Annotated in this window: 21 protein-coding genes; 16 read left to right on the top strand and 5 right to left on the bottom strand. The window is 61.4% G+C overall.

The window, feature by feature from the left end; all coding sequences use genetic code 11:
* The first annotated feature begins 8 nt into the window (after positions 1-8).
* The 6 genes from VFB05_RS08095 to VFB05_RS08070 all read left to right on the top strand — a co-directional run bounded on the left by VFB05_RS08095 (position 9) and on the right by VFB05_RS08070 (position 6,294).
* Positions 9-749: an ABC transporter ATP-binding protein gene (locus tag VFB05_RS08095; protein WP_325010830.1), complete on the top strand. Its 741-nt coding sequence runs from the start codon at positions 9-11 to the stop codon at positions 747-749.
* Position 750: 1 nt separating this feature from the next.
* A complete protein-coding gene (locus tag VFB05_RS08090) occupies positions 751-1,455 on the top strand; it encodes an ABC transporter ATP-binding protein (RefSeq protein ID WP_325010828.1) in 705 nt (234 codons plus the stop codon).
* A 219-nt stretch (positions 1,456-1,674) separates the two neighbouring features.
* Complete coding sequence (locus VFB05_RS08085; RefSeq protein ID WP_325010826.1) at positions 1,675-2,871, top strand: ABC transporter substrate-binding protein; 1,197 nt, start codon at positions 1,675-1,677, stop codon at positions 2,869-2,871.
* A 21-nt stretch (positions 2,872-2,892) separates the two neighbouring features.
* Positions 2,893-3,750, top strand: a complete 858-nt coding sequence (locus tag VFB05_RS08080) for a branched-chain amino acid ABC transporter permease (protein ID WP_325010824.1) — start codon at positions 2,893-2,895, stop codon at positions 3,748-3,750.
* Positions 3,750-5,549: a branched-chain amino acid ABC transporter ATP-binding protein/permease gene (locus VFB05_RS08075; protein ID WP_325010822.1), complete on the top strand. Its 1,800-nt coding sequence runs from the start codon at positions 3,750-3,752 to the stop codon at positions 5,547-5,549. The genes VFB05_RS08080 and VFB05_RS08075 overlap by 1 nt, the downstream gene beginning before the upstream one ends.
* Positions 5,530-6,294, top strand: a complete 765-nt coding sequence (locus tag VFB05_RS08070; RefSeq protein WP_325010820.1) for an ABC transporter ATP-binding protein — start codon at positions 5,530-5,532, stop codon at positions 6,292-6,294. The genes VFB05_RS08075 and VFB05_RS08070 overlap by 20 nt, the downstream gene beginning before the upstream one ends.
* Positions 6,295-6,989: 695 nt before the next feature.
* Here VFB05_RS08070 and VFB05_RS08065 read toward each other — a convergent pair.
* From VFB05_RS08065 to VFB05_RS08055, 3 genes are all read right to left on the bottom strand, one after another.
* A complete protein-coding gene (locus VFB05_RS08065) occupies positions 6,990-9,104 on the bottom strand; it encodes an AAA family ATPase (protein ID WP_325010818.1) in 2,115 nt (704 codons plus the stop codon).
* 339 nt (positions 9,105-9,443) lie between these two features.
* A complete protein-coding gene (locus VFB05_RS08060; protein ID WP_325010816.1) occupies positions 9,444-9,629 on the bottom strand; it encodes a hypothetical protein in 186 nt (61 codons plus the stop codon).
* A 302-nt stretch (positions 9,630-9,931) separates the two neighbouring features.
* The gene (locus VFB05_RS08055; RefSeq protein ID WP_325010814.1) at positions 9,932-11,002 is read right to left on the bottom strand and encodes an isocitrate/isopropylmalate dehydrogenase family protein; all 1,071 of its coding nucleotides are present in this window, start codon (positions 11,000-11,002) and stop codon (positions 9,932-9,934) included.
* Positions 11,003-11,253: 251 nt separating this feature from the next.
* On the opposite strand from VFB05_RS08055, the gene VFB05_RS08050 reads away from it, so the two are divergent.
* The 7 genes from VFB05_RS08050 to soxA all read left to right on the top strand — a co-directional run bounded on the left by VFB05_RS08050 (position 11,254) and on the right by soxA (position 17,560).
* The gene (locus tag VFB05_RS08050) at positions 11,254-11,703 is read left to right on the top strand and encodes a (2Fe-2S)-binding protein (protein ID WP_325010812.1); all 450 of its coding nucleotides are present in this window, start codon (positions 11,254-11,256) and stop codon (positions 11,701-11,703) included.
* A 10-nt stretch (positions 11,704-11,713) separates the two neighbouring features.
* On the top strand, positions 11,714-13,900 hold the full coding sequence (locus tag VFB05_RS08045; RefSeq protein WP_325010810.1) for a xanthine dehydrogenase family protein molybdopterin-binding subunit: 2,187 nt from the start codon (positions 11,714-11,716) through the stop codon (positions 13,898-13,900).
* 307 nt (positions 13,901-14,207) lie between these two features.
* Positions 14,208-15,503: an FAD-dependent oxidoreductase gene (locus VFB05_RS08040; RefSeq protein ID WP_414643164.1), complete on the top strand. Its 1,296-nt coding sequence runs from the start codon at positions 14,208-14,210 to the stop codon at positions 15,501-15,503.
* A gap of 40 nt (positions 15,504-15,543) precedes the next feature.
* Positions 15,544-15,954, top strand: coding sequence for a sulfur oxidation c-type cytochrome SoxX (gene soxX, locus VFB05_RS08035; RefSeq protein WP_414643169.1), 411 nt, complete (start codon positions 15,544-15,546; stop codon positions 15,952-15,954).
* 6 nt (positions 15,955-15,960) lie between these two features.
* Positions 15,961-16,452, top strand: coding sequence for a SoxY-related AACIE arm protein (locus VFB05_RS08030; RefSeq protein ID WP_325010806.1), 492 nt, complete (start codon positions 15,961-15,963; stop codon positions 16,450-16,452).
* Positions 16,452-16,772 (top strand): thiosulfate oxidation carrier complex protein SoxZ, encoded by a 321-nt coding sequence (gene soxZ, locus VFB05_RS08025; protein WP_325010803.1) that lies wholly within the window; start codon positions 16,452-16,454, stop codon positions 16,770-16,772. Before VFB05_RS08030 ends, soxZ begins: the two co-directional genes overlap by 1 nt.
* A gap of 20 nt (positions 16,773-16,792) precedes the next feature.
* Entirely contained in the window at positions 16,793-17,560 is a 768-nt protein-coding gene (gene soxA / locus VFB05_RS08020; RefSeq protein ID WP_325011211.1) for a sulfur oxidation c-type cytochrome SoxA, read from the top strand.
* A 1-nt stretch (position 17,561) separates the two neighbouring features.
* Here the strand turns inward: soxA and VFB05_RS08015 are convergent, their stop codons facing one another.
* On the bottom strand, positions 17,562-18,905 hold the full coding sequence (locus VFB05_RS08015; RefSeq protein WP_325010801.1) for an MmgE/PrpD family protein: 1,344 nt from the start codon (positions 18,903-18,905) through the stop codon (positions 17,562-17,564).
* A gap of 295 nt (positions 18,906-19,200) precedes the next feature.
* On the opposite strand from VFB05_RS08015, the gene VFB05_RS08010 reads away from it, so the two are divergent.
* The 3 genes from VFB05_RS08010 to VFB05_RS08000 all read left to right on the top strand — a co-directional run bounded on the left by VFB05_RS08010 (position 19,201) and on the right by VFB05_RS08000 (position 22,782).
* Positions 19,201-20,187 carry a tripartite tricarboxylate transporter substrate binding protein gene (locus tag VFB05_RS08010; RefSeq protein ID WP_325010798.1) on the top strand — a complete coding sequence of 329 codons (987 nt, stop codon included), beginning with the start codon at positions 19,201-19,203 and terminating at the stop codon, positions 20,185-20,187.
* 128 nt (positions 20,188-20,315) lie between these two features.
* On the top strand, positions 20,316-21,635 hold the full coding sequence (locus VFB05_RS08005; RefSeq protein WP_325010796.1) for a dicarboxylate/amino acid:cation symporter: 1,320 nt from the start codon (positions 20,316-20,318) through the stop codon (positions 21,633-21,635).
* A 256-nt stretch (positions 21,636-21,891) separates the two neighbouring features.
* Entirely contained in the window at positions 21,892-22,782 is an 891-nt protein-coding gene (locus VFB05_RS08000; protein ID WP_325010794.1) for an ABC transporter substrate-binding protein, read from the top strand.
* 264 nt (positions 22,783-23,046) lie between these two features.
* Here VFB05_RS08000 and VFB05_RS07995 read toward each other — a convergent pair.
* The coding region (locus VFB05_RS07995) for a M20/M25/M40 family metallo-hydrolase (RefSeq protein WP_325010792.1) at positions 23,047-23,229 on the bottom strand (183 nt) is incomplete at its 5' end.

The following is a 23,229-nucleotide window of genomic DNA, read 5'->3' as shown; positions in this document are numbered from 1 at the left end:
ATACATCGATGGCAGACGCGCTCGTCATCAAGGCTTTAAGCAAACGGTTTGGTGGCCTGCGCGCCGTTCAGGACGTCAGCTTCACGGTGAAGGAAAACGAAACGCTCGCGCTGATCGGACCGAACGGCGCCGGCAAGACCACGAGCTTTCATCTCATCACCGGATTTCATCGGCCGGACGCCGGGTCAGTGCTGGCCTTTGGCCGCGAGATCGTCGGTCTGAAGCCGCATGATATCTGCGCGCTTGGCCTCGCCCGAACCTTTCAGGTCGCCAAGCCCTTTGGCGCCATGACCGTGCTCTCGAACGTGATGACCGGCGCGTTCCTGCGCAACAGGAACAACGCCGTTGCACGCGAGAAGGCGCGCGAAGCGATCGAGTTCGTCGGCCTTTCGGCTCGCGAACAGACGGCCGCCAAGGACCTGACCACGATCGACCAGCGGCGGCTGGAAATGGCGCGCGCGCTTGCCACCGAGCCACGAATCCTCCTGCTCGACGAGGTCATGGCGGGCTTAAATCCGGCGGAGATCGACCAGGCGGTCGCGCTGGTCGGAAAGCTCTCCGGCAAGGGACTGACCATCGTCATCGTCGAGCACGTGATGCGCGCGATCATGGCGGTCGCCCGTCACATCGTTGTGCTCGATCACGGGCAGAAGATCGCGGAAGGCTCACCGAAAGAGATCGTGGAAAATCCGGAAGTGATCCGCGCCTATCTCGGCTCCTACGTGCATCCTCCGACAGGAGTGGCCTGACGTGCTCAAGTTGGAAAATGTCAGCGCCAGTTACGGCTCTGTGCCGGCGATCTCGAACGTGACGATCGAGATCGGCGAAGGCGAAGCGGTCGGCCTGTTGGGCGCGAACGGGGCCGGCAAGAGCACGACGCTGCGCGCAATCTCGAGTCTCGTGAAACTGACCTCCGGCACCGTCACCTTCGACGACGTCAATCTGGCGTCCTATCCGCCGCACCGGATTCCGGAACTCGGCATCGCCCACGTCCCGGAAGGCCGTCAGGTCTTCCCCGAGATGACAGTCAACGAAAACCTCGAGATCGGCTCCTATGTGCCGAAGGCGAAGGCCGAACGCAAAAACACGCTCGAACTCGTCTACAGCATCTTTCCTCGCCTTGCCGAGCGGCGAAGGCAACTCGCCGGCACCATGAGCGGCGGCGAACAGCAGATGCTCGCCGTCGGCCGCGGCCTGATGCTCAAGCCTCGCCTGTTGATGCTGGACGAACCGTCGCTCGGCCTTGCGCCCGTCATGACCGATGTGACGTTCGAGAAGATCGGCGAGATCCACAAGATGGGCACGGCGATCCTCCTGGTGGAGCAGAATGTCAGCCGTGCGCTGTCGCTGGTGCAGCGCGCCTATGTGCTGGAAAGCGGTAACGTCATCATGAGCGGCTCCAGCAACGAACTCGCCAACAACAAGCAGGTGCAGGCGGCGTATTTGGGGATTTAGCGCGACACGCTGCTAGCATGCGCAAGAAGTCGCACTGCCGGGAGGATTTGCCGTCATGCCGATGCCGGACAGACCAGCGTCCGCGAAAGGCCGGAAGCTCTGGACAAGTCGTCAGCATCTTGTTCAAATTCGACCCCAGCAGTCAGAATTCGGCGAAAGACCATTGATGACTGCACAGGGCCGCGGGAACAACGCGAGCTGAAAAACAGGGAGAGATAAATGGGCGTTTCACGTCGGCAGGTGTTGCTGGGCAGCGCGGGCGCGATCAGCGCCGCGACATCTATCCTTCCGAAACCTGCGATCGCCGCATCCGATCCGATCAAGATCGGCTTCCCTGCAGCGATGACCGGGCCGAGCTCCGCGCCGACGATCGGCTTCAACCGTGGCGTCACTTTCGCGGTTGACGCGATCAACGCCGCCGGCGGCGTCAAGGGTCGCATGCTCGAAGTCATCACGCGCGACACCCAGGGCGATCCCACCAAGGCCGTGAACGCGACCCAGGAGTTGATCAGCCAGGCCAAGGTGCATGCGATCTGGGGCCCGTTCAATTCCGGCGAGGCACTGGCGACCACGCCGATCATGGCGCGCGCAAAAATGCCGAACGTCCACCCTTGCGTCGTGGAAACGCTGATCGACCCAGCCAAATTCCCGAACGCGTTCCGGCTGGCTCCTTCAAACAACCAATGGGACGATGCCGTCCGTAACTATTGCCTCAACATCCTGAAGGTCAAAAAGGTCGCGGTCATCGGAGATACGACCGGTTACGGCGTCACCGCAGTTGGCGCCTCGGTCGCGGCCTTCAAGAAGGACGGCGCGGAGGTGGCCTATCAAGCCAATATCGATGCAACCCAGCCTGACATGACGCCTGACCTGCTGCGCGCAAGAAATGCCGGCGCGGAAGTCATCGTGGTCTGGAGCGTCTCCACGGGCATGGAGGCGCGGATGTTCAACACCCGCGCAGCGATGGGCTGGGACATCTCCTTTGTCGGCCATCCGTCGATGGCGTCGGGCGAACTCGCCGGCCTCGTCGAGAAACCTGAGAACTGGAAGAAGGTCTATGCGATCGGCTACAAGAGCTGCAGCTACGACGCCTCGGGCAAACTGCCCGCCAAGAGCCAGGACCTGGTGGATCGCCTGCTCAAGGCCAATGTCTCGGTCAAGGACACTCTATTATGGTGGATCGCCGGCGGCGTCGACGCGATCGACCTGATCGCCAAGGCGGTCGAGGAAAGCGGATCGACCGATAGCGCGGGCATCATCAAATACTGGAATTCGCTATCGAAATATCCGGGCTATTTCGGCAATTACGCATTCTCGCCGACCCAGCATAACGGCTATCTCACCGAAGAAATCGTTATGTCGGAGGCGTCTTCCGCCAAAAACGGCACCTTTGCGCTGGCGCCGGGGTATACATAACGGCGCCGGGTCGCGCGGACCATGTTCGCCTCCATCCTTGCATCCGGTCTTGCGGCAGGCGCGATCTATGCGCTTGTCGGCGTCACCTACAACACCATGTTCTCGACCTCGCGCGTGATGAGCTTCACCGCCGGACAACTTGCCATGCTCGGCGGCCTGTTCGGCTCGATGTTCACGCTGAAATTGGGAATGCCGCTGCTCGCTGGCTTTCTGCTGACGCTGATCGCCTGCGCCATCGTCGGCATCATCACCGAATTCGTCGCCGTGCGGCCCGTACTGAAAAGCCTCGACCAGCATCTTTACGTGCTCTCCACACTGGCCCTGGCACTGATGATCCAGCAGGTCGCGGCCATCAAGTGGGGCACCGAGCCGCAACCGTTTCCACGGCTGATCGGTTGGGGCTCTGGCGTATGGGATGAAAAATTCTGGCTGCCGGTCGTCGCCTGCGCGATCACGATTGCAGGTCTCGAATATCTCTATCGCCGCACCCTGGTGGGCCGCGCGTTCGTCGCGATCGCGGAAGACAATTTCGCGGCGCGTGCGCTCGGCCTGCCCGAGCGCAACTTACGCGTTGCAAGCTATGCGCTCGCCGGCGTGATCGGCGGGATCGCGGGCTTTTCCGGCGGTGAACTGTTGCTGGCGTTCTTTGCCAATGGCGCGCTGTTGAATTTCTACGGCTTCGTGCCCGTTGCGCTGGGTGGCCTCGGCAACAACCGGGGCGCCATTGTTGGCGGGCTTGCGCTCGGCCTGTTTCAGCAGGCCGCGAACTTTCTGGTCGGCGGCATCTTCTCCTCCGTCGCGGTGTTTGCGCTGTTCATTGTGGTTCTGCTGGCGAGACCGCAGGGATTGTTCGGCTTCCAGGCGGCGCGGAGAGTTTGATGACCGCCGTTGCCGAAGCGCCCGTCCGCAGCGAGAGGCGCGACTTGCGCGGGATCGGATTGCAGATTGCGCCGTTCGTTGCAGTTTTCGCAACCGCAATGATCCTGCCCTTTGTCAGCAATGACTACTGGGCGCTGATCGGCACGCGCGCCGCCATCTACTGGGTGCTCGTCTCCGGCCTCAATCTGGTCGTCGGTTTTGCCGGTCACCTCGCAATCGGCTATGTCGCCCTGCTGACGCTCGGCGCTTACACCACAAGCGTGCTGGTGGCCGGCAATGTGACCCCGCCGCTCGACGTGTTCGTGGCTCTCGCGGTCGCAGGGCTCGTCGGCGCCGTGTTCGGCGTCGTCGTTGGCCTGCCCGCACTTCGCCTCCGCACCTTCTACTTCGCCATGTCGACGCTCGGTTTCGCCACCATCGTCACGCAGATTGCGCTGGCCTGGCAGAGCGTGACCGGCGGCGGCATCGGCATCGCGGGGCCGGAATTTCCCGCGCCCTTCGACACGGCGTGGGGCTATTACTATCTTTGTATCGCCTTCGCAGCCGCGTGCACCTGGCTCAGCGCGAACATCGCACACAGCCGGTTCGGCCGGGCGTTGATCGCCATTCGCGATGCCGAAGTCGCGGCCGAGGCGACCGGCATTTCCAAGCAGCGCTTGCTGATCGCGATCTTTCTCTTCGCCGGCGCCCTCGCCGCCATCGCAGGCGGCCTGTTCGCGAGCCTGCAAACCTACATCACGCCAGACGCATTCACCTTCGATCTCTCGGTGCTGTTCTTTATCGCGATCCTGATCGGCGGGCGCGGCTCGATCCTGGGCCCGCTGCTCGGCACCATCATCCTGACCATCCTGCCGGAGATCGCAGCGCCTTTAGCGGCGTGGTCGACCTTCCTTTATGCGGTGTTGCTGCTGGTGATCGTGCTGGTGATGCCCGGCGGCATCGCAGCGCTGCTGGACTGGCGCAATCGGCGTCCGCTCCTCTCAAACCGGGCGATCGTCCCGCGCCCTGCGGCGCTCGCGGAAGTTTTACGCAAAAGCCCCGGCGACAAGCTCTTGCGCCTGCGCGGCGTGACGCTGAGCTTCGGCAACGTGCGCGCCATCGACAATCTCGATCTCGACGTCAAGCCGGGCGAGATCCACGGCCTGATCGGTCCCAATGGCAGCGGCAAGACCACGACGTTGAACGTGATCTCCGGATATTATGTCGCCAAAGCCGGGACCATCGGCCTCGGAGAGCGCGTGCTCGATCCCGGAGAGCCGACGCTGCGGGCCAGATGCGGCGTCGCCCGCACCTTCCAGACGCCGCGGATCATCGGGGAAGCCTCGGTGCTTCAGAATGTCATGATCGGCGGCACCATCGACGGACAGTCCTCCTTCGTCGAGGCGATGCTGTCGTTGCCGCGCAACCGGCGCGACGAGCGCATGCTGACCGCGAAGGCCCATGCACTGCTTGGCGTCGTCGGCCTCGATGCGCTTGCCGATGTCCGCGCCGATCGCCTGCAGCACAGCGAATTGCGTTTCATCGAGATCGCCCGCGCGCTGATGCTGGAACCGGATTTTCTGCTGCTCGACGAGCCTGCCGCCGGTCTCTCCGGCGACGAGATCAAGCGCCTTGCCGCGCTGGTCAGCGCGATCAGGCAGCGCGGCACGGGCCTGTTGCTGGTGGAACATCACGCAGACCTCATTTTCGATATCTGCGACAGGGTCACCGTGCTCAATCTCGGCCGCATCCTCGCCGCCGGGACGCCGGCGGAGATTCGCGTGCACAAGGAGGTGGTCAGTGCCTACCTCGGTGGCTGAACCGTTGCTTGACGTCGGCCGGCTTGAATCCGGTTACGGGAAGATTCGCGTGCTGCACGGGGTCGACCTGAAAATATCCGCTGGTGAGGTCGTGGCCCTGCTCGGGCCGAACGGCGCGGGCAAAACCACCCTGCTGCGCGCGCTGTCCGGACTGCTGCCCGTCAATTCCGGCGGCGTGAGCTTCGCTGGCCGCGATATCACCAACGCAACGCCACGCGAAACGGCGCGCCATGGCCTCGTGCATGTGATCGAAGGCCACCGCGTGTTCACACAGCTATCGGTCACCGACAATTTGCTGCTCGCAGCGTACGACCTGCCGCGCGGCGAGCGCATCGCGCGGCTCGAGCAGGCCCTGTCGTTCTTTCCAGAGATCGCGGAGAAGCGCAACGAGCGCGGCGGCGCGCTCTCCGGCGGTCAGCAGCAAATGCTGACGGTCGCCCAAGGCCTGGTTCGCCGGCCTCGCCTGTTGATGCTGGACGAACCGTCGGCCGGTCTTTCCCCTGTTCTGGTCGACCGCGTACTCGACGTCATCGCGCGGCTGCGCAGCCAGGGAACAGCCGTGCTGCTCGTCGAGCAATTGCTCGAAAAGGCGCTGCGCATCGCCGATCGCGTCTATGCGCTGGCGCAGGGCCATATCGTGCTGGAAGCCACGACCTCTGAGGCCGATCTGCCGCAGCGGCTCGAACGCGCATATCTTGGCGAGGATAGCGCCGCTCCGGTCGATCTCGCCGAAGGGCGGCATTAGAGCCTGTTGCCCGGCGTCGCCATTTTCCTATTCAACTTGTCAAACAGCCCATTCGTCATCGCGAGCGCTAGCGAAGCGATCCAGGCTGGATTGCTTCGTCGCTGCGCTCCTCGCAATGACGTACTCAAGCCACACTTTCGCATTCTCGCGACGTGATCCGTCCGAGTCTTGCTTAAATCTTCCGCCCATAGAGAGGGCGCGGAGAATGCCGGGCGCCAGGCGCGCCCGCAGCCTTGTGTGCAAAAGTAAAAAGCACACAAGTTAGTCACCGCAGGTGGCGCCGGAAACACCCGGCATTCCCCGCACGATGGCTTTACGGCTTATTCCACGCTCTTCCCGGCGATCGGGCTTTCTTGTCGCCGTCACCGGCGCGATTGCCGAAGCAATCGTCGCCAGCTTGACGTCAGCGTCGAGACGTCAGAACCACGCGGCTTCGTCGTACGCTCTCCAAGCGCGTTCGTCTTTCGCGCAAAAAGCGTCCATCGCATCCCGCCTCGCGTCCGTGACGATCGCGAGCCGCCCCTTTGTGAGACGAGACGGGGCGGGCTTGTAGAGATGATTTGCCCGACGGCGCAAGGGGAAATTTGCGGCAAAGGCTGGAGAGGCAAATCGGATTGAAGTGCTTCGAGAATTTCGATCTTACCCGCAAATGGTAGAGTCTGGTTTTCGCCGTGCCAGATGCTTGCAATATCAAATTAGACCACGACTTTCGCTGGGGTTGCCTGAGTTGCCACTAATCTCTCGAACCGTTCATTGATGTTGGCGAACAACTTCGTGGAACGCTCAATAGTTGTCGGCAAAGGCGTCGCAGAGCCTCGCCACCATAGCTCGGTGAGCGAAAGCGTAATGCGTGCCTTGGCGTCGTGGGTCATCCGGCCCCAGCCATTAGCCGCAAACAACTTGTATAGCGCTTCGACGTTTGTTTCTCCTGCCGCTTTCGTAGGAACTGTCGAAGGCTTCAGGCCCATTTGCTCAAGACCAAGCAACAACTCGGAAAGTTCGGCTAAATCCTCTCCTTCCGCCTTCGGTACACCAATGATATCGCCCAGCAAGATCACCGAGTCTCGACCATGCGCCAACATTTCTACAAGCTTTTTTGCCTTCTCGAGTCCTGGTCGATCGCTATCAAGCAGCACGGCCAAGCGATTTGGTCCCATTTGTTCACGCGCTGCCATCACGCTGGCAAGAGGAAGCATATGCGACGTCCCACCTGCCCATAGGACCACGGTGTCTTCGTGAATACCGCCGCCGCCGTGTTCTTGTAAGTAGTGCGAGAGTGTCTTCAATAGCCAATAGTCCGAAATGCCTTCCACAATGAGCGTTCTTCTCCCGAGGAAAACGGTTTGAGCCAAGCGATAGGCGCCTGCTGCTTGCATAGGCAGCAAAGTATCGCGGTCGCCCTCAGGTTCCGCTCCCTCAGACACGTGAGTATATGCGCGCGATTTCGGGTCCGCTGCGTCCCTTGGGCGAAGGTACACGGTTCTAACATTGTCTACGTGATCGGGATCGACCATGAACATTGAGTGCGATGAGTAGATGATTTGGTTTTTGGCGGAGATGCGCTGGAAAAACGCCAAAAGCTTCTCCTGAGCAGTGGGATGCAGATGCAGCCCGGGCTCGTCTAGGAGAATAATTGCGCCTCGATGCGCTTTTCCAGATTCCACTAAGAACGTCAGGTAGAAAGAAAAGAACCACTGAAACCCGCGACTACGCTCCCCGAAGGCAATTTCCCAAGGGTTCACGTTATCCGAGACCTTTAACTCTAGCTCATCGCCGTCGGCAGTGACTTTCAAGTTGTGAGTTCGTTGGTCCCACCATTCGACCCAATCCCCCGATAGATGATACGATGCCGATTCGAGAATTCTCGCTCTTTCAGCCTTGCGCCGCTCCACAGCCTCTTGGGCTTCGTTTCCCTGCTTTGGGAGTCCAAGATTTCGTAATTCTTGTGCGTCGAGACCGGCCCATTCAAAGAGCGCCGCTTGAGTCCGATGGAGCATTCTTTCTTCTGGATCGGTCGGCGTGGTTCCCTGTTTGGCGATGTAGTCCGGTAGATGGATACGAGTCCTGAGGCGGCCGTAATCTTCAAAATAAATGAAGATAGGCAGCCTAGCCGCTGACCAATCCTCAGCTTTCTTCTTCCAGTCAGTCTTGCTGTGTATAAAAAGCGCCGCTAGCGCCTTAATTGCGGCTTTGCCTGTGTCTTCAAGCGTTTCTTCGGGGATAACGCGCAATGCGTTAATGGCGGCTTCAATCGTTGGAGCCGGAATTTCGGTTGCGGGCTTATCGGGTGCGCTTTCGGAAGCTAATTTCTCTAAGCTCTGCCGCGCCGTGGAAAGAGGCGCCAATTCTGGCGACGCCGGTTCGGCGGAATCTGCTAGGGTTCTTAGCGCATGGATCGTGGCCGCCACATGCGCATCTACTGTGCTGTAGTGCGGCGGAGTATACGCAAGGTCTAGTTCGACAGTGCGCTTTTTGTCATAGGTCGAACGAACCGTAACTTTCTTTGGCGTGACCCCGATCTCCGGAAGCTCTTTCGAGAAATCAATCGTATCCTGTTCCTCTAGAACAAACTCAACCGCGACCACCTCCGGGTCGCTCGTCCGCATCCGTGTAAAGAACTCTGCCGGGAGATCGAATAGTCGATCATAGTTGGCCCCGGACACGTTGTTGAACTTCCAAAGAGCCTGCATGACCGCCGATTTACCGGCTTCATTTTTTCCCAGCAGACATGCGACGTTCGCGTCGATTTCGACGCGACCGCTGTCCAGCACGGTTTTGTAATTCTTGACTTCAAATGCCTTTAATCTCATGCACCGATCCCCCAGACCCCTCCATCGTGGCGCGAAAGAGACCAGATTTGCAACCATATTCTGGCTTATCGGGAGTTGCGGGACGCACATATTCGGAAGTGACAGAAGTTCGGAGATTTCTTTTTGATCGATATCGATGACCTGCGACCGACCGGTTCGCGCGTCGGCTATCGTTCTTGTCGAGAGCTTGGATGTCCAGCTTGAATACTCGCCGTAACAGCAGGACAGAAAATAGTCCGCATTACACAAGCACCAGAAGACCTCGCGCGCAATGCCGAGATCGTCGTGAGGCCTTGGCCCGGCCGGAAGATGCAGTCCCCAGCAACTGACGTTAGGTCATCAGCTTTGATGCGGACCGCGCATCATCTTCATGGCTTCTTCAATATGACGCCACTCCCGGGCCTCCTCGGCGTCGCCATTGTTTTCACAGGCCTGCGCCTTCTGTGCCGCTGCCGCGATCGCCGCTGGCCCATGCTTTTCAAACATCTGCCGCGCAATCGTGTGAACCTGCGTTTCGGGCATCATTGGGACTCTCCCTGGTTCCACTATCCGAGACCACGGCGATCCGCCTTTGCGGTTGCCATGCATTCTATCAAACGGCTCGGGGCATACTCTCGTTCCGCAACCGGCCGGGCACATTTTGCACACGGCCTGTCGCTCGACGCCAGACAGCGCCTGACGGGCGGGTCGGGACTGAAAAAATTCCTGAAAACTATTTTTTGGAAATCGGATCGGGAAAGCTGAGGCGATTTGAGCTGAGGCGATGCCCGATTGCATCAGGCAAGCCGGGGCCGAGATGGCCGGAGCCAGGCGGCGCGTCAGCGGATTTAGTGCGAGCTTGCGCTGGTCAGTATCTCCACCACTGCTTGCCCCGTTGCCGCGGTCCCGAGCTTGCCGCCGACGTCCGTCGTCGCCCTGCCCGTTTCGATCGCTGACGCCACAGCCCCTTCGACGGCGCGGGCGGCCTCGGCAAAACGCGGCGCGCCGATCCGCTCGCCATGCCAGGTCAGCAGCAGCGCCATCGACAGGATCAGCGAGAACGGATTGGCGACGTCGCGGCCGGCAATATCGGGCGCCGAGCCGTGCGCGGCCTGCGCCATGGCATGACTCACGCCGACATTGAGCGAGCCGCCAAGGCCGAGACTCCCCGAAAGCTCCGCCGTCAGGTCGGAGAGAATATCGCCGAACATGTTGGTCGAGACGATGACGTCGAAGCGGGCCGGGTTGCGCACCACATGGGCCATCATAGCATCGACCAAGATGTCGTCGACCACAAGCCCGGGAAAGCCTTTCGCGGTCTCGCGGCAGATATCGAGGAACATGCCGTCGCCGATCTTCAGCACATTGGCCTTGTGGACGATGGTGAGATGTTTCTTGCGCCGCATCGCGAGCTGGCAGGCGGACTTCGCGATCCGCTCGCAGCAAAGGCGGGTGATGCGCCGGAGCGAAATGACGACGTCTGATGTGACGAGGATCTCGCCGTTGCCCTGCTCCATGTTGCGGTCGGCGTAAAAGCCTTCAGTATTTTCCCGCACCACCACGAGGTCGAAATCGCCAAGCGGATTGCGTAAGCCGGGATAGGTTCGCGCGGGACGCACGTTGGCAAACAAATCGAGATTTTTACGAAAATATTTCGACGGATTGATCTCGCCGTTCTGCTCGTCCTTGAAATCGAAGGTCGCAGTCGGGCCGAGAATGAGACCATCCGCGGAGCGCACGGTCTCGAGCAGGCCGGGCTGCACCGTGGTGCCGAATTTCTTGAGGCTCTCGTGGCCGACCGGGTGCTCCTCGACAGTAACGCCGAGCTGGAAATGCTCCGATGCGGCCTTGAGCACATGGGTTGTCGCCTTGGTGATTTCCGGGCCAATACCGTCGCCGGGCAAAACGACCATTCGCATGTGCAGCCTTCCTTCAAAGCTTGAGGTCGCGGCCAAAGACCTTAGAAACGGCGCTTCGGGCAACAGCCTCTCGCGGCATGGCTGATCTTACGAAAACGGGCAGGTCGATGCGGCGAGGCGCTCAAAACAACCGGTCTCCCAAGCCCGTTTATTCCATGGCGTCCCCGCAGAATATTGATTTGAACCGCCTCCATTTCCGGTCCAAATTATCGGCTGTTCAATTGATGAATTGAACCAACCAGGGGATCGCGATGGCAAACCTCACAATCAACGGAAAATCCTTTAACGTCGACGCCGAACCGGATACGCCGCTGCTCTGGGCGATCAGGGAGAACGTCGGCCTGACCGGCACCAAATACGGTTGCGGCATTGCACAATGCGGCGCCTGCACCGTCCATGTCGACGGGGTCGCAATGCGCTCCTGCGGCGTCACGCTGAGCGAAGTCGCCGGCAAGCAAATCACCACGATCGAAGGACTGGCGGCTGGCGGCGCCCTGCACAAGGTGCAGCAGGCCTGGATCAATGCCGACGTGCCGCAATGCGGTTATTGCCAGAGCGGCATGATCATGGCGGTCGCGGCGCTTCTGAAGGAGAAGCCGAAGCCGACCGACCAGGACATCAACGACGCCATCACCAATATCTGCCGCTGCGGCACCTTCCAGCAGGTGCGCGAGGCGATCCACGCCGCCGCGAACGCTTGAGGAGGACATCATGAATCATATGCCCCGCCTTAACCGCCGCGCTTTCGTCATTGGCAGCGCCGCGCTCGGCTCCGGCCTCGCGCTTGGCCTCGACATTCCCTTTGGCGGCCCGGCCGTCGTGCGCGCCGCCGACGGTTCGCCCGAAGTGAACGCCTGGGTCGTGATCCGGCCCGACGACACCGTCGTGATCCGCATCGCCCGCTCGGAAATGGGCCAGGGATCGCTGACCGGTCTTGCCCAACTCGTTGCGGAAGAACTGGAATGCGACTGGTCGAAAGTCACGACCGACTACCCGACCCCCGGCCAGAGCGTCGCTCGCAAGCGCGCCTGGGGTGATTTCTCGACCGGCGGCAGCCGCGGCATTCGCGCCTCGCAGGACTACGTCCGCAAGGGCGGCGCGACCGCGCGCGTGATGCTGATCGAAGCCGCCGCCAACGAATGGAAGGTGCCGGCCTCCGAATGCACGGCGGCCAACAGCACCATCACCCACACGCCGTCGGGGAAAACCACCACCTACGGCAAGGTCGCGGAAGCCGCCGCCAAGCTGACGCCGCCCGCCGACGTGAAGCTGAAGGATCCGAAGGACTGGAAGCTGATCGGCAAGCCGGTCAAGCGGCTCGACACCGCCGACAAGACCACCGGCAAGATGATGTACGGCATCGACGTCAAGTTGCCGGGCATGCTCAATGCCGCGATCAAGCAGTGTCCGGTGTTCGGCGGCAAGCTGAAGAGCTACGACGAAGCCAAGATCGCCGGCATGAAGGGCGTGAAGAAGGTGGTGAAGGTCGGCGACAGCGCGATCGCCGTCGTCGCCGATACCTGGTGGCACGCCAAGACTGCGCTCGATGCCATGCCGATCGTCTGGGACGAAGGCGAGAACGCGAAGGTCTCGAACGAGACGATCGCAAAATGGCTCGCCGAAGGTCTTGATCCCTCGCAGCCGGCCTTTGTCGGCAACGAAAACGGCGATGCCAAAGCGGCACTTGCCAGCGCCGCCAAGAAGGTCGAGGCCGTCTACAGCTATCCCTACCAGAACCACGCCACCATGGAGCCGCTGAACGCGACCGCACTCTATACGGCGGACAAGTGCGAAGTCTGGTGCGGCACGCAGAACGGCGAAGCAGCCTTCGCGGCCACCGTGGAAGTCTCAGGCCTGCCGTCGGAGAAGTGCGACGTCTACAAGCACATGCTCGGCGGCGGTTTCGGCCGCAAGGGCAACACCGATTATGTGCGGCAGGCGGTCGCCATCGCCAAGCAGATGCCGGGCACGCCGATCAAGTTGTTGTGGTCGCGTGAAGAAGACATGCAGCACGGCGCCTACCATCCGGTCACCCAGTGCAAGATGACCGCCGGTTTCGACGCCGACAACAACCTCACCGCGCTGCATATGCGGATCTCCGGCCAGTCGATCCTGGCGAGCCTGCGGCCCGAGGCGATGGTCAACGGCAAGGACCCGGTCACCTTCCAGGGTCTCAACCCCAACGGCGAGACCGCGTTCGGATACACCATTCCGAACCTCTTGATTGACCACTCGATGCGCAATCCGCACGTTCCGCCGGGCTTCTGGCGCGGCGTCAACGTCAACCACAATGCGATCTACGTCGAATGCTTCATGGACGAGCTGGCGCATGCGGTGAACCAGGACCCACTGGAGTTTCGCCGCAAGCTGATGTCCAAGAATCCGAAGCACCTCGCCGTGCTCAATGCGGTGGCGGAAAAGATCGGCTGGGGCAAGCCGGCGCCGCAAGGGGTCTATCGCGGTATCGCCCACTTCATGGGCTTCGGCAGTTATGTCGCCGGTGCTGCCGAAATCTCGGTCACCGATGGCAACAAGATCAAGGTGCACCGGATCATTGGTGCGACCGATCCGATCCACGCCGTCAATCCGGCGCAGATCGACCGCCAGGTTGCGGGCTCCTTTGTCTACGGACTTTCGGGCCTGTTCTATGGCGGTTGCACCGTCAAGGATGGCCGCATCGAAGAAGCGAACTTCGACACCTACAACTCGATGCGGATCGCCGAAATGCCGCGCGTGGAATCCATCATCATGCCGAGCGGCGGCGGCGGGGCCTGGGGCGGCGTCGGCGAGCCGACGATTTGCGTCGCCGCGCCCGCGGTGCTCAACGCATATTTCGCAGCGACCGGAAAACGAATTCGTTCGGTGCCGCTGCGGGATCAGAACATTACCTTCGCGTGACGTCTGAAGCGGTGGCCTCTATAGGCCGCCGCTCTCTTTCCAGAGCCAGGTTTTGATTGAATCAAAACCGGGCGCTAAAGCACGATGAGGTGAGTCGAGTCGTCATTGCGAGCGAAGCGAAGCAATCCAGGGTTACAAAGGCAGACTGGATTGCTTCGTCGCTTCAGCGCAAAATTGCTTTGCAATTTTGTCGCGAGCTCCTCGCAATGACGGTCAAGTCAGCTAAAATCATCGGCTCCAGCTTCTTGTTTGACGTGTTTTCTTCACGCGAACCGGTTCCCACTTCGCTCGAAAACGCTCTAGGATCATGTGGATGGATTCACGGCGGCCCAAGGCGACGCGGAGACATGTCGTACGCGGATTTGCGGCGGCAGCGGCGTCGTTCGCCTTCCCCTGCCCGTCCTTTGCTCAATCGGCAGCGCGCGTGATCGTCATTGGCGGCGGCTTCGGCGGCACGAGTTGCGCGCGCGCGTTGCGAAAGATCGATTCGAAATTGCAGGTGACGCTGGTCGAGCCGAACCGGATTTTCACGGCCTGCCCGTTCAGCAACGAGGTGATCGCCGGCCTGCGCGACATCAGCGCGCAGCAATTCGGCTACGAGAAGACCGCAGCGGATGGCGTCACGGTGATTGCGCAGGCTGCGGCCAAGGTCGATCCGCAAGCGAGGACCGTTGGTCTTGCCGACGGAACGTCGCTTCCCTACGACCGCCTCGTGCTCGCGCCCGGCATCGACATGCGGTTCGACTCCCTGGAAGGATACGACGAAGCGACTGCCGAAAAAATGCCGCATGCCTGGAAGGCCGGCGCACAGACCGTGCTGCTGCGGCGTCAGATCGAGGCGATGGAAGACGGCGGCGTGGTCGCGCTCGCTGTTCCGGCAACGCCCTATCGCTGCCCGCCCGCGCCGTATGAGCGCGCCAGCCTGATCGCTCATTATCTCAAGACGAAAAAGCCGCGTTCCAAAGTTCTCATCCTGGACGCCAAGGACACCATTCCTCAGCAACAGCTGTTCGAACACGCGTGGAAGACGTTCTATCCCGGCATCATCGAACGCATCGCTCTGTCACAAGGCGGCCGGCTCGTTTCGGTGGATACGTCAACCGGCACGCTGGTCACCGAGTTCGGCAATTACAATCCGCAAGTTGCCAATGTGATCCCGCCCCAGAAGGCGGGCAATATCGCCAAGCTCGCCGGCGCGGCCGACAACACCGGCTGGTGCCCGATCGATCCGGCGACATTTGGCTCGAAACTCGTGCCCAACATCCATGTCATTGGCGATGCGATCATCGGCGGCAGCGTTCCCAAATCCGCATCGGCCGCGCATGCCGAAGGCAAGGTCTGCGCTGCGATGGTGGCGAGCCTGATTGCCGGAAAACCTCCGGCAAGTCCGACGTTCGAAGGTATCTGCTACAACACCGTGTCGCCCGGCTATGCGTTTTTCATGTCGGGGAGCTACCATCCGCGGGACGAGCTTTTTGCCGAGATCGTCGGCTCCAGCTTCACGAGCCCGCTCAACGGTCACGGACTGGACGAGGTTCGCAAGCGCGAAGCCGATCAGGCGCAATCCTGGTTCAAGACCATCACGGTGGAAACCTTTGGCTAATACCGCCATTTCTATTGTCGGAGGTTGTGTCGCGGTCGCGCTGCTGTCGCTGCCTTGTCCGGCCGGCGCAGAGGAACTTAAGGCTTACAATGTCACCGGCGATGCCATTCTGGAGTCGCTGACCGGCGCGCCCGGGGATGCCACACGCGGCCGCAAGTTGATCGTGGAGCGCACCACCACATGTATCCTGTGCCACAGTGGCCCGTTCCCGGAGGAAAGGTTCCAGGGCGACCTGGCGCCCAACTTTTCCGGCGCCGGCAGCCGCTGGTCGGTCGGCCAGCTCCGGCTGCGCCTGGTCGACGCCTCGCGCCTGAACCCGGAGACGATCATGCCGTCTTATTACCGGGTCGACGGGCTCGATCGCGTGGCGCAATCCTGGCGCGGCAAACCGATCCTGTCGGCCGAGCAGATTGAGGATATCGTGGCGTATCTGGCGACGCTGCGCGATTAAGAAGGGATGCGAGGAATGCAAGGACCACCAACTTCCAGCCGCCGCCGCTTCCTCGGCCTTGCCGGCAGCACGGCCGTGATCGGCGCCCTGCCCGTGGCCATCACCGTGCGTCCGGTGGAAGCGACACCCGAGATGATGGCGACCGCCATCCGCGCGGTCACCGGCGGCGCCAATGTGCAGACCGGCAAGGTCAAGCTCGACATTCCCCCGCTGGTCGAAAACGGCAACAGCGTGCCGATGACGGTGAGCGTCACGAGCCCGATGACGCCGACCGACTACGTCAAGAGCATTCACGTCTTCAACGAAAAGAACCCGCAACCCAATATGGGCAACTTCTACCTCAATCCGCGCACCGGCCGGCCGCAGATTTCCACGCGGGTGCGGCTCGCCGACAGCCAGAAGATCACCGCAATCGCGAAGCTGTCCGACGGTTCGTTCTGGTCGACGACCGCCGACGTCGTGGTGACGCTGGCCGCCTGCACCGAGGAGGTGATCTGATGCCCTCCGTCCTGATCAACGTTCCCAAGAAGGCGAAAAGCGGCGACGTCATCGAAATCAAGACGCTGATGTCGCACATCATGGAAACCGGCTATCGCCACACCACCAATGGCAAGGTGATCCCGCGCGACATCATCACGAGCTTCACCTGCCGCTTCGAGGGCGAGGAAGTTTTTCGCGCCGATTTCTTTCCCGCGACCGCGGCCAACCCGTTCATCTCCTTTTTCACGACCGCGAGCAAAAGCGGTAAATTCGATTTCGAGTGGATCGGCGACAACGGCTTTTCCGAAACCGGCTCGGCCAACATCACCGTCGAATGAAGGGTCCGATCACCATCGTCATGGCCTCGCTGCTGATCGCGGCCGGCATCGTGCTTCGTCCCCTGATCGCGACCGAAATCCCAACCGCCGAGCGCCGCTCCGGTTACACGTTCATGGGTGCGGAAACCAGGGCAATGCAGGATGACGATACGGCCAATCCCGGCATGCTGGGCGTGCTCGACGGCGAGGCCTTGTGGAATAGCAGGGCGGGCTCTGCGGGAAAATCCTGCGCCGATTGCCACCAGGATGCGAAGAGCAGCATGAAGGGCGTGGCGGCGCGTTATCCGGCCTACGACAAGGTGCAGGGGCGCCCGGTCAATCTCGAACAGCGCATCAATCTCTGCCGCGCGCGTCACCAGGAAGCCGAACCGCTGCCTTACGAGAAGCACGATCTGCTTGCGCTGACCGCCTTCGTCGCCGAACAATCCCGCGGCATGCCGATCACGCCCGACACGACGGCTGAGCTTCAGCCGTTCGTCGCGAAGGGGCGCGACCTCTTCATGCATCGGCAGGGACAGCTCAATCTCGCCTGCACCAACTGCCACGACGACAACTGGGACAAGCACCTCGCCGGCTCCGCGGTCACGCAGGCGATGCCGAACGGCTATCCGATCTATCGGCTGGAATGGCAATCACTGGGATCGCTGCAGCGACGCTTGCGCAATTGCATCACCGGCCAGCGGGCGCAGAACTACGATTTCGGATCGGTAGAACTGGTCGAGCTCGAGCTTTATCTGATGTCGCGCGCCCGCGGCATGCCGATCGAGACGCCGGCCGTGCGGCCTTGATCTATTTCGGCACGGTCAGCGAGACCAGCCTCGAAACATCCGCGCATGTCTCGACGTTCCAGATCGCCTCGATCAACGGCGTCGCGTCATGGTGCGGATTCCACCCCTCGGCAGCAGTGCGCAGCTTCTTCTCGAGATCAGCATCGGACAACGGATTGGCATCACTGCCGCGCGCGGCCGATTGCTCCAGCTTGAAGGTCTGCCCGTCAGTCGTCGTGATTTCGACGGCGGCGGCCACGGTTGAAAAGCGCTCATCGCGTACGACCTCGACCTTGCTCCGCACGGCCATTACTTCCGGATCCTGCACACAAGCGTCGGTAAACTGATCGAGCCCCGCTTGTCCCGTGACCAGCGCCGCCGCGACCGCGTGTTGCACGCTGACTTGCGCTTCACGCCCCGTCGAAATGTCCGGCCGGTCGGCGCGAACGGCGAGCAGCGGATTTCCCCGCACCACGACGCGCGCCACCTCGACTGTGGGATGATCGCCCCGCCAGTCGAGTACGCAATCGAGCACGGGGTGAATCACGAAGCCGCACGGATAAGGCTTGTAGGAGGTCGCCATGGTCTCCCAGCTCTCGCCCCAGCCGCCCGTGATGCGTGAGAGGTCCGCGTCTTCCACGAGCGCATGATAGAAACCCTGTACGCCCGCGAGAGGTTCAGCGGGCCCGTCATATCCCTGCTCGGCCAGCAACGCCGACCACAGACCGTTGCGCGCGGCGTTGCCGACGCTGACGCTTTTGGCCGGCGTTCCCAGACATTCGCACAGTCCCGCCGATTGCGTGGCCGCAATCCCGAGCGCCCACACCATCTGACGCTGATCCAGTCCCAAGAGCTTGGCCGTCGCGGTCGCCGCGCCGAATACCCCGCAGGTCGAGGTGATGTGCCATCCCCTGTTGTAATGACTTGGCGACATCGCAAGCCCAATGCGCCCCTGCACTTCGTTGCCAAGCACAAGGGCAAGCAAGAGGTCGCTGCCGTTGATGGGCCGCAACCCCGCATAGGCGAACAGCGCGCCCGCCACCGGCGCTGTGGGGTGAATGACCGTCGCGGTATGGGTGTCGCAGAAATCATCGACATTGGCGCTGGCCGCATTGAGAAAAGCGGCGCTGAGCGCATCGATCCGCTCGCTGCGCCCGATCAAGGCGACGGGCTTGCCGCCGGAGAACTCCAAAAGCGAGCGCAGCGCAGTTTCGACCGGCCGGGAGCGGCAACCTGCCAGCGTCACCGCGAAAAAATTGATCAGGGATCGCTTGGCCTGATGGCTCACCTCGCGCGGGATATCGTCCCATCGCGTTGCAACAATATGACGAGCCAGACTCTCGGTCACGCCGGGTTTACGAAGCATTCCTGTTTCCCTGTTCTTGACGGCGCACAGCATCGCTAGTGCCGCCTATTTGACGTTCCTGCACCACAAGCGGCGAATTCGATCCAGGAACGTCAAATAGCAAGCGGCACTAGCATCATAAGTTAGCTGGTGCCCATGACTTTCCGAAGGTCGTGAAAGGTGCGCGCTGGGATGTAACACGAACTTCGGAAAGTGGGCACCAGGGTGACCAAGCGCAACCAAGGGACGATAGACCGGCCATGAAATTCTGCCCTATGCTGGACCCATAACGACCAACAAGAAACTGCCCGGGGCCATGTTCATTCGTTCGAACTCCTTTTCGCGTGTATCGCTTCTCGTCGTCATCAGTGCCGCGCTGTTGGGACATGCAGCGCGAGCCGATGACTTCCCATCGCATCCCATTCGCCTGATTGTGCCTTATTCCGCCGGCGGCTCGGCCGACGCGACGGCGCGCGTGATCGCCCGGCAGATCGGCAAGGCTAACGGCCAGACCATCGTCGTGGAAAATCGCGGCGGCAGCGCCGCGATCGTCGGAACTGAAGTGGTCAAGAACGCCGATCCCGACGGCTACACGCTGCTGCTTGGACAATCCGGGCCGATCTCGATCAACCCGGCGGTCTACAAGGACCTGCCCTACGATCCCATCAAGGACTTCGCGCCGGTCTCGCTGACCAGCACCTATCCCTACATCATGGTCGTCAACCGCTCGCTCGGCGTCAAAACCTTGCAGGAGTTCGTGGCGCTCGCCAAGAGCAAGCCCGGCGCGCTGAATTACGGCAGCACCGGCGTCGGCGCCTCCAATCATCTGCTCACCGAGCTGTTCAATCTCAAGGCCGGGATCAAGATGACGCACATTCCCTATCGCGGCACGGCGCTTGCGGTCGCGGACCTTGTCGCGGGCCAAGTGCAGGTGGTGTTCTCCGATCCGATCTCGGCGCTTGCCCTCATCAATTCCGGAACGCTGGTCGCGCTGGCCGTCACCAGCAAGGATCGCTCGCCGGTGGCGCCGAGCGTGCCGACGATCGCCGAGAGCGGCTATCCCGGCTTCGACGCGGTCGGCTGGCACGGCATTCTCGCGCCCGCCAAGACGCCGCCCGCGATCGTCGCCAAACTCAACAGCGAGATTGTGCAGGCATTGAAGGATCCCGAGACCAGGTCCCTGCTCGAGAGCCAGGCCATTCAGGTGGTCGGCAGCTCGCCGCAGGAGTTCGCGAGCTACATCAAGCAGGATCTTGCGCTCTGGAAGGACGTGGCGGAACAGGCGAAGATCGAAGTGAAATAGCAGCGCCCCCACAGCGAGCGATCGCCGAAGCAACCCGCCAACACCTCCCAGGATCGGATGGCTGGCGCGAAACTTGCTACGCATTCGCTGTTTGCTCTAGGATCAGCTGATCGTTCGGGGGACGTTTGATGGCCACAATCACCACCGCCGCGCCGGTCGCGCGGAAACCGCTCTACAGCTCGCTTTTTGTCCAGGTTCTCGTCGCGCTCATGCTGGGCATCGTGCTGGGAGTGGCGAGCCCCGACTTTGCCATCTCCTTAAAAATCCTCAGCGACGCCTTCCTGAAGCTGATCACCATGATCGTCGCCCCGATCGTGTTCTGCGTCGTCGTTCACGGCATTGCCGGTGCAGGCGACCTCAAGAAGGTCGGGCGTGTTGGCGTCAAGGCGCTGGTCTACTTCGAAGTCATGACCACGGTGGCACTGGTCGTCGGCCTTCTGCTCGCCTACCTGTTCGGCCCCGGCCACGGCATGAACATCGACGCTTCGAGCCTCGATCCCAAAGCGCTCGGGACGTTTGCCGACCGGGCGAAAAATCTCAAGGGCGAAGGCATCGGCTCCTTCCTCCTCAACATCATCCCCACGACCTCCTTCGATGCGCTGTCGCGCAACGACGTGTTGCAGGTCTTGTTCTTCGCCATCATCTTCGGCGTCAGCCTCGCGCTGGTCGGCGGCGAGAAAGGCGAGAAGGTCGCCTCATTCATCGACGCGGTCGCGACCGTGCTGTTCCGCGCGATGGGCCTGATCGTGCGCACCGCTCCGCTCGGCGTGCTGGGCGCGGTCGCCTACACCGTCGGAAAATACGGCGTCGGCTCGCTGAAGCAACTGATCTCGCTGGTCGCACTGTTCTATGTCTCGGTCTCGATCTTCGTCCTTGCCGTGCTCGGCGGCGTCATGGCGTTCTGCGGGCTGAATATCCTCAAATTCCTCTCCTACTTGAGAGAGGAATTGACGATCGTGCTCGCTACCGCCTCATCGGATGCGGTGTTGCCGCAGGTGATGCGCAAACTCGAACGGCTTGGCGTGAAGGATTCGGTGGTGGGGCTGGTGATCCCGACCGGCTATTCCTTCAACCTCGATGCCTTCTCGATCTATCTCACGCTCGCCGTCGTGTTCATCGCGCAGGCAACCAACACGCCGCTCTCGTTTGGCGACCTTCTGCTGGTGCTCGGCGTCTCCTTGATCACCTCGAAGGGCGCGCACGGTGTGCCCGGTTCGGCGATCGTGATCCTGGCGGCCACGCTGAACGCGGTGCCCAGCATTCCCGCAATCGGTCTGGTGCTGGTGCTGTCGGTCGACTGGTTCATCGGCATGGCGCGCGCGGTCGGCAACATGATCGGCAACTGCGTCGCCACCGTCGTCGTCGCGGCCTGGGAAGGCGATCTCGACTACGCCAAGGCCGAGCAGGTGCTCGATGGCGCCGAGGTCGTCGACGTCACCACCGGTTAGGGCGTATCTTCATAAAGGCAGCTTCTGAGGGCGAAGCGGATGTTGCCTGGCTCGGCCGCTATCGGCGGCTTTTGACCCTATTCGGAATTCACCACCTTTTTTATTTTGCACAACTTGGTTTTGGCGTCCCGCTCATAATGATAGGTTTAGCCCATCGATTTGAGGGCACATGAGACGACGCGATTTCATCTCACTGGTAAGCGGCTCCGCGGTCGCATGGCCGCTCGCGGCGCGCGGGCAAAAGAAGCGCGGCCCGGTGATTGGCTTTATCGACCCAGGGTTGGCACAGGTAAACGGTCCGTTCCTGGTGTCCTTTCTCGAAGGCATGCGAGAACTGGGCTGGCGTGACGGCGAGAATATGACGGTCCTCGACCGCTGGGTTGAGAATCAGCCGGCGCGGCTGCCCGGTATCATGGCCGGATTGCTGGCCGAGAGAGTCGATCTTCTGGTCACGGGCGGTTCTCTCGTGACCAATGGAGCCCGTGCCGCAACGGATGGCCTACCTATTGTAATGGTCGCAGTCGGAGACCCCGTTGCGTTTGGCCTCGCGCAAAGCTTGGCGCGGCCGGGCGGCAACGTCACGGGACTGTCCAATATGTCGCTCGACCTGGTAGCCAAACGCCTTCAGCTTCTCGTCGAAATGGCGCCGGCGACCAGGCGCGTCGCTGTGCTTGCGGATTCCCGTGATCCGGGGACGCCGACCTATTGGCTCCAGACCCGCGACAATGCCACAAGGATCGGTCTGACGCCGCAGCTAGTCGAGGTCGCCACGGCAGATGACATTGATAGCGTATTCATCGGACTGTCGGAGCGCACTGACGCGTTGTTCGTTACAATGAATCCACTGACGGTCGCCAATCGGACGAAGATTGCGACCCTTGCCCTCGCAAACGGCTTACCGACGAGCTGCCCAATCCGCGACTTCGTCGTTGCCGGCGGCCTGCAATCTCTCGGATCCAGCCTACCCAGTGATTTTCGGCGCGCCGCCGATTTCGTCGACAGAATTCTCAAAGGGGCGCGGCCTGCCGACTTGCCGATCATGCAACCGACCAAATTCGAGTTGGTGATCAATGTCAAAACCGCGGGAGCGTTTGGCCTCACCGTCCCGCCGACAATACTCGCCATTGCTGACGAGGTGATCGAATAGGCATAATTTGCTGCGGTGCATGAGTCCGCCGATGGCCCGAAGCCGCCATGCATTCAAATTTCCGTCGCCTTTTGAGGGCAACGCCGACACAGAAGCGTCATTGCGAGGAGCCGCGACAAAATCGCTGAGCAATTTTGCGCTGAAGCGACGAAGCAATCCAGACCTTCTCAACGGTTCTGGATTGCTTCGGCGGAGCCTGTCATCGGGCGGGCATTTGCCCGACCCGTTGGCTCGCAATGACGATTCAATAAACTCATCACGCGGCTAGCTGTTCGGCCTGAAATTCTCGATCACGCGCAGCAGCACGCGCGCGCCGGCATCGGCGTCGTCAGGCTCGACATGCTCGTCGGGATGGTGGCTGATGCCGCCGCGGCAGCGGACGAAAATCATCGCGACATCGGCAATGTCGACCATGGCCATGCCGTCATGGCCCGCTCCGCTTGCGAG

The organism is Bradyrhizobium sp. (assembly GCF_035652035.1).
Lineage (GTDB): Bacteria > Pseudomonadota > Alphaproteobacteria > Rhizobiales > Xanthobacteraceae > Bradyrhizobium.
Note: the sequence above shows the minus strand (reverse complement) of the source record. Positions and strands in the feature narration are given on the sequence as shown.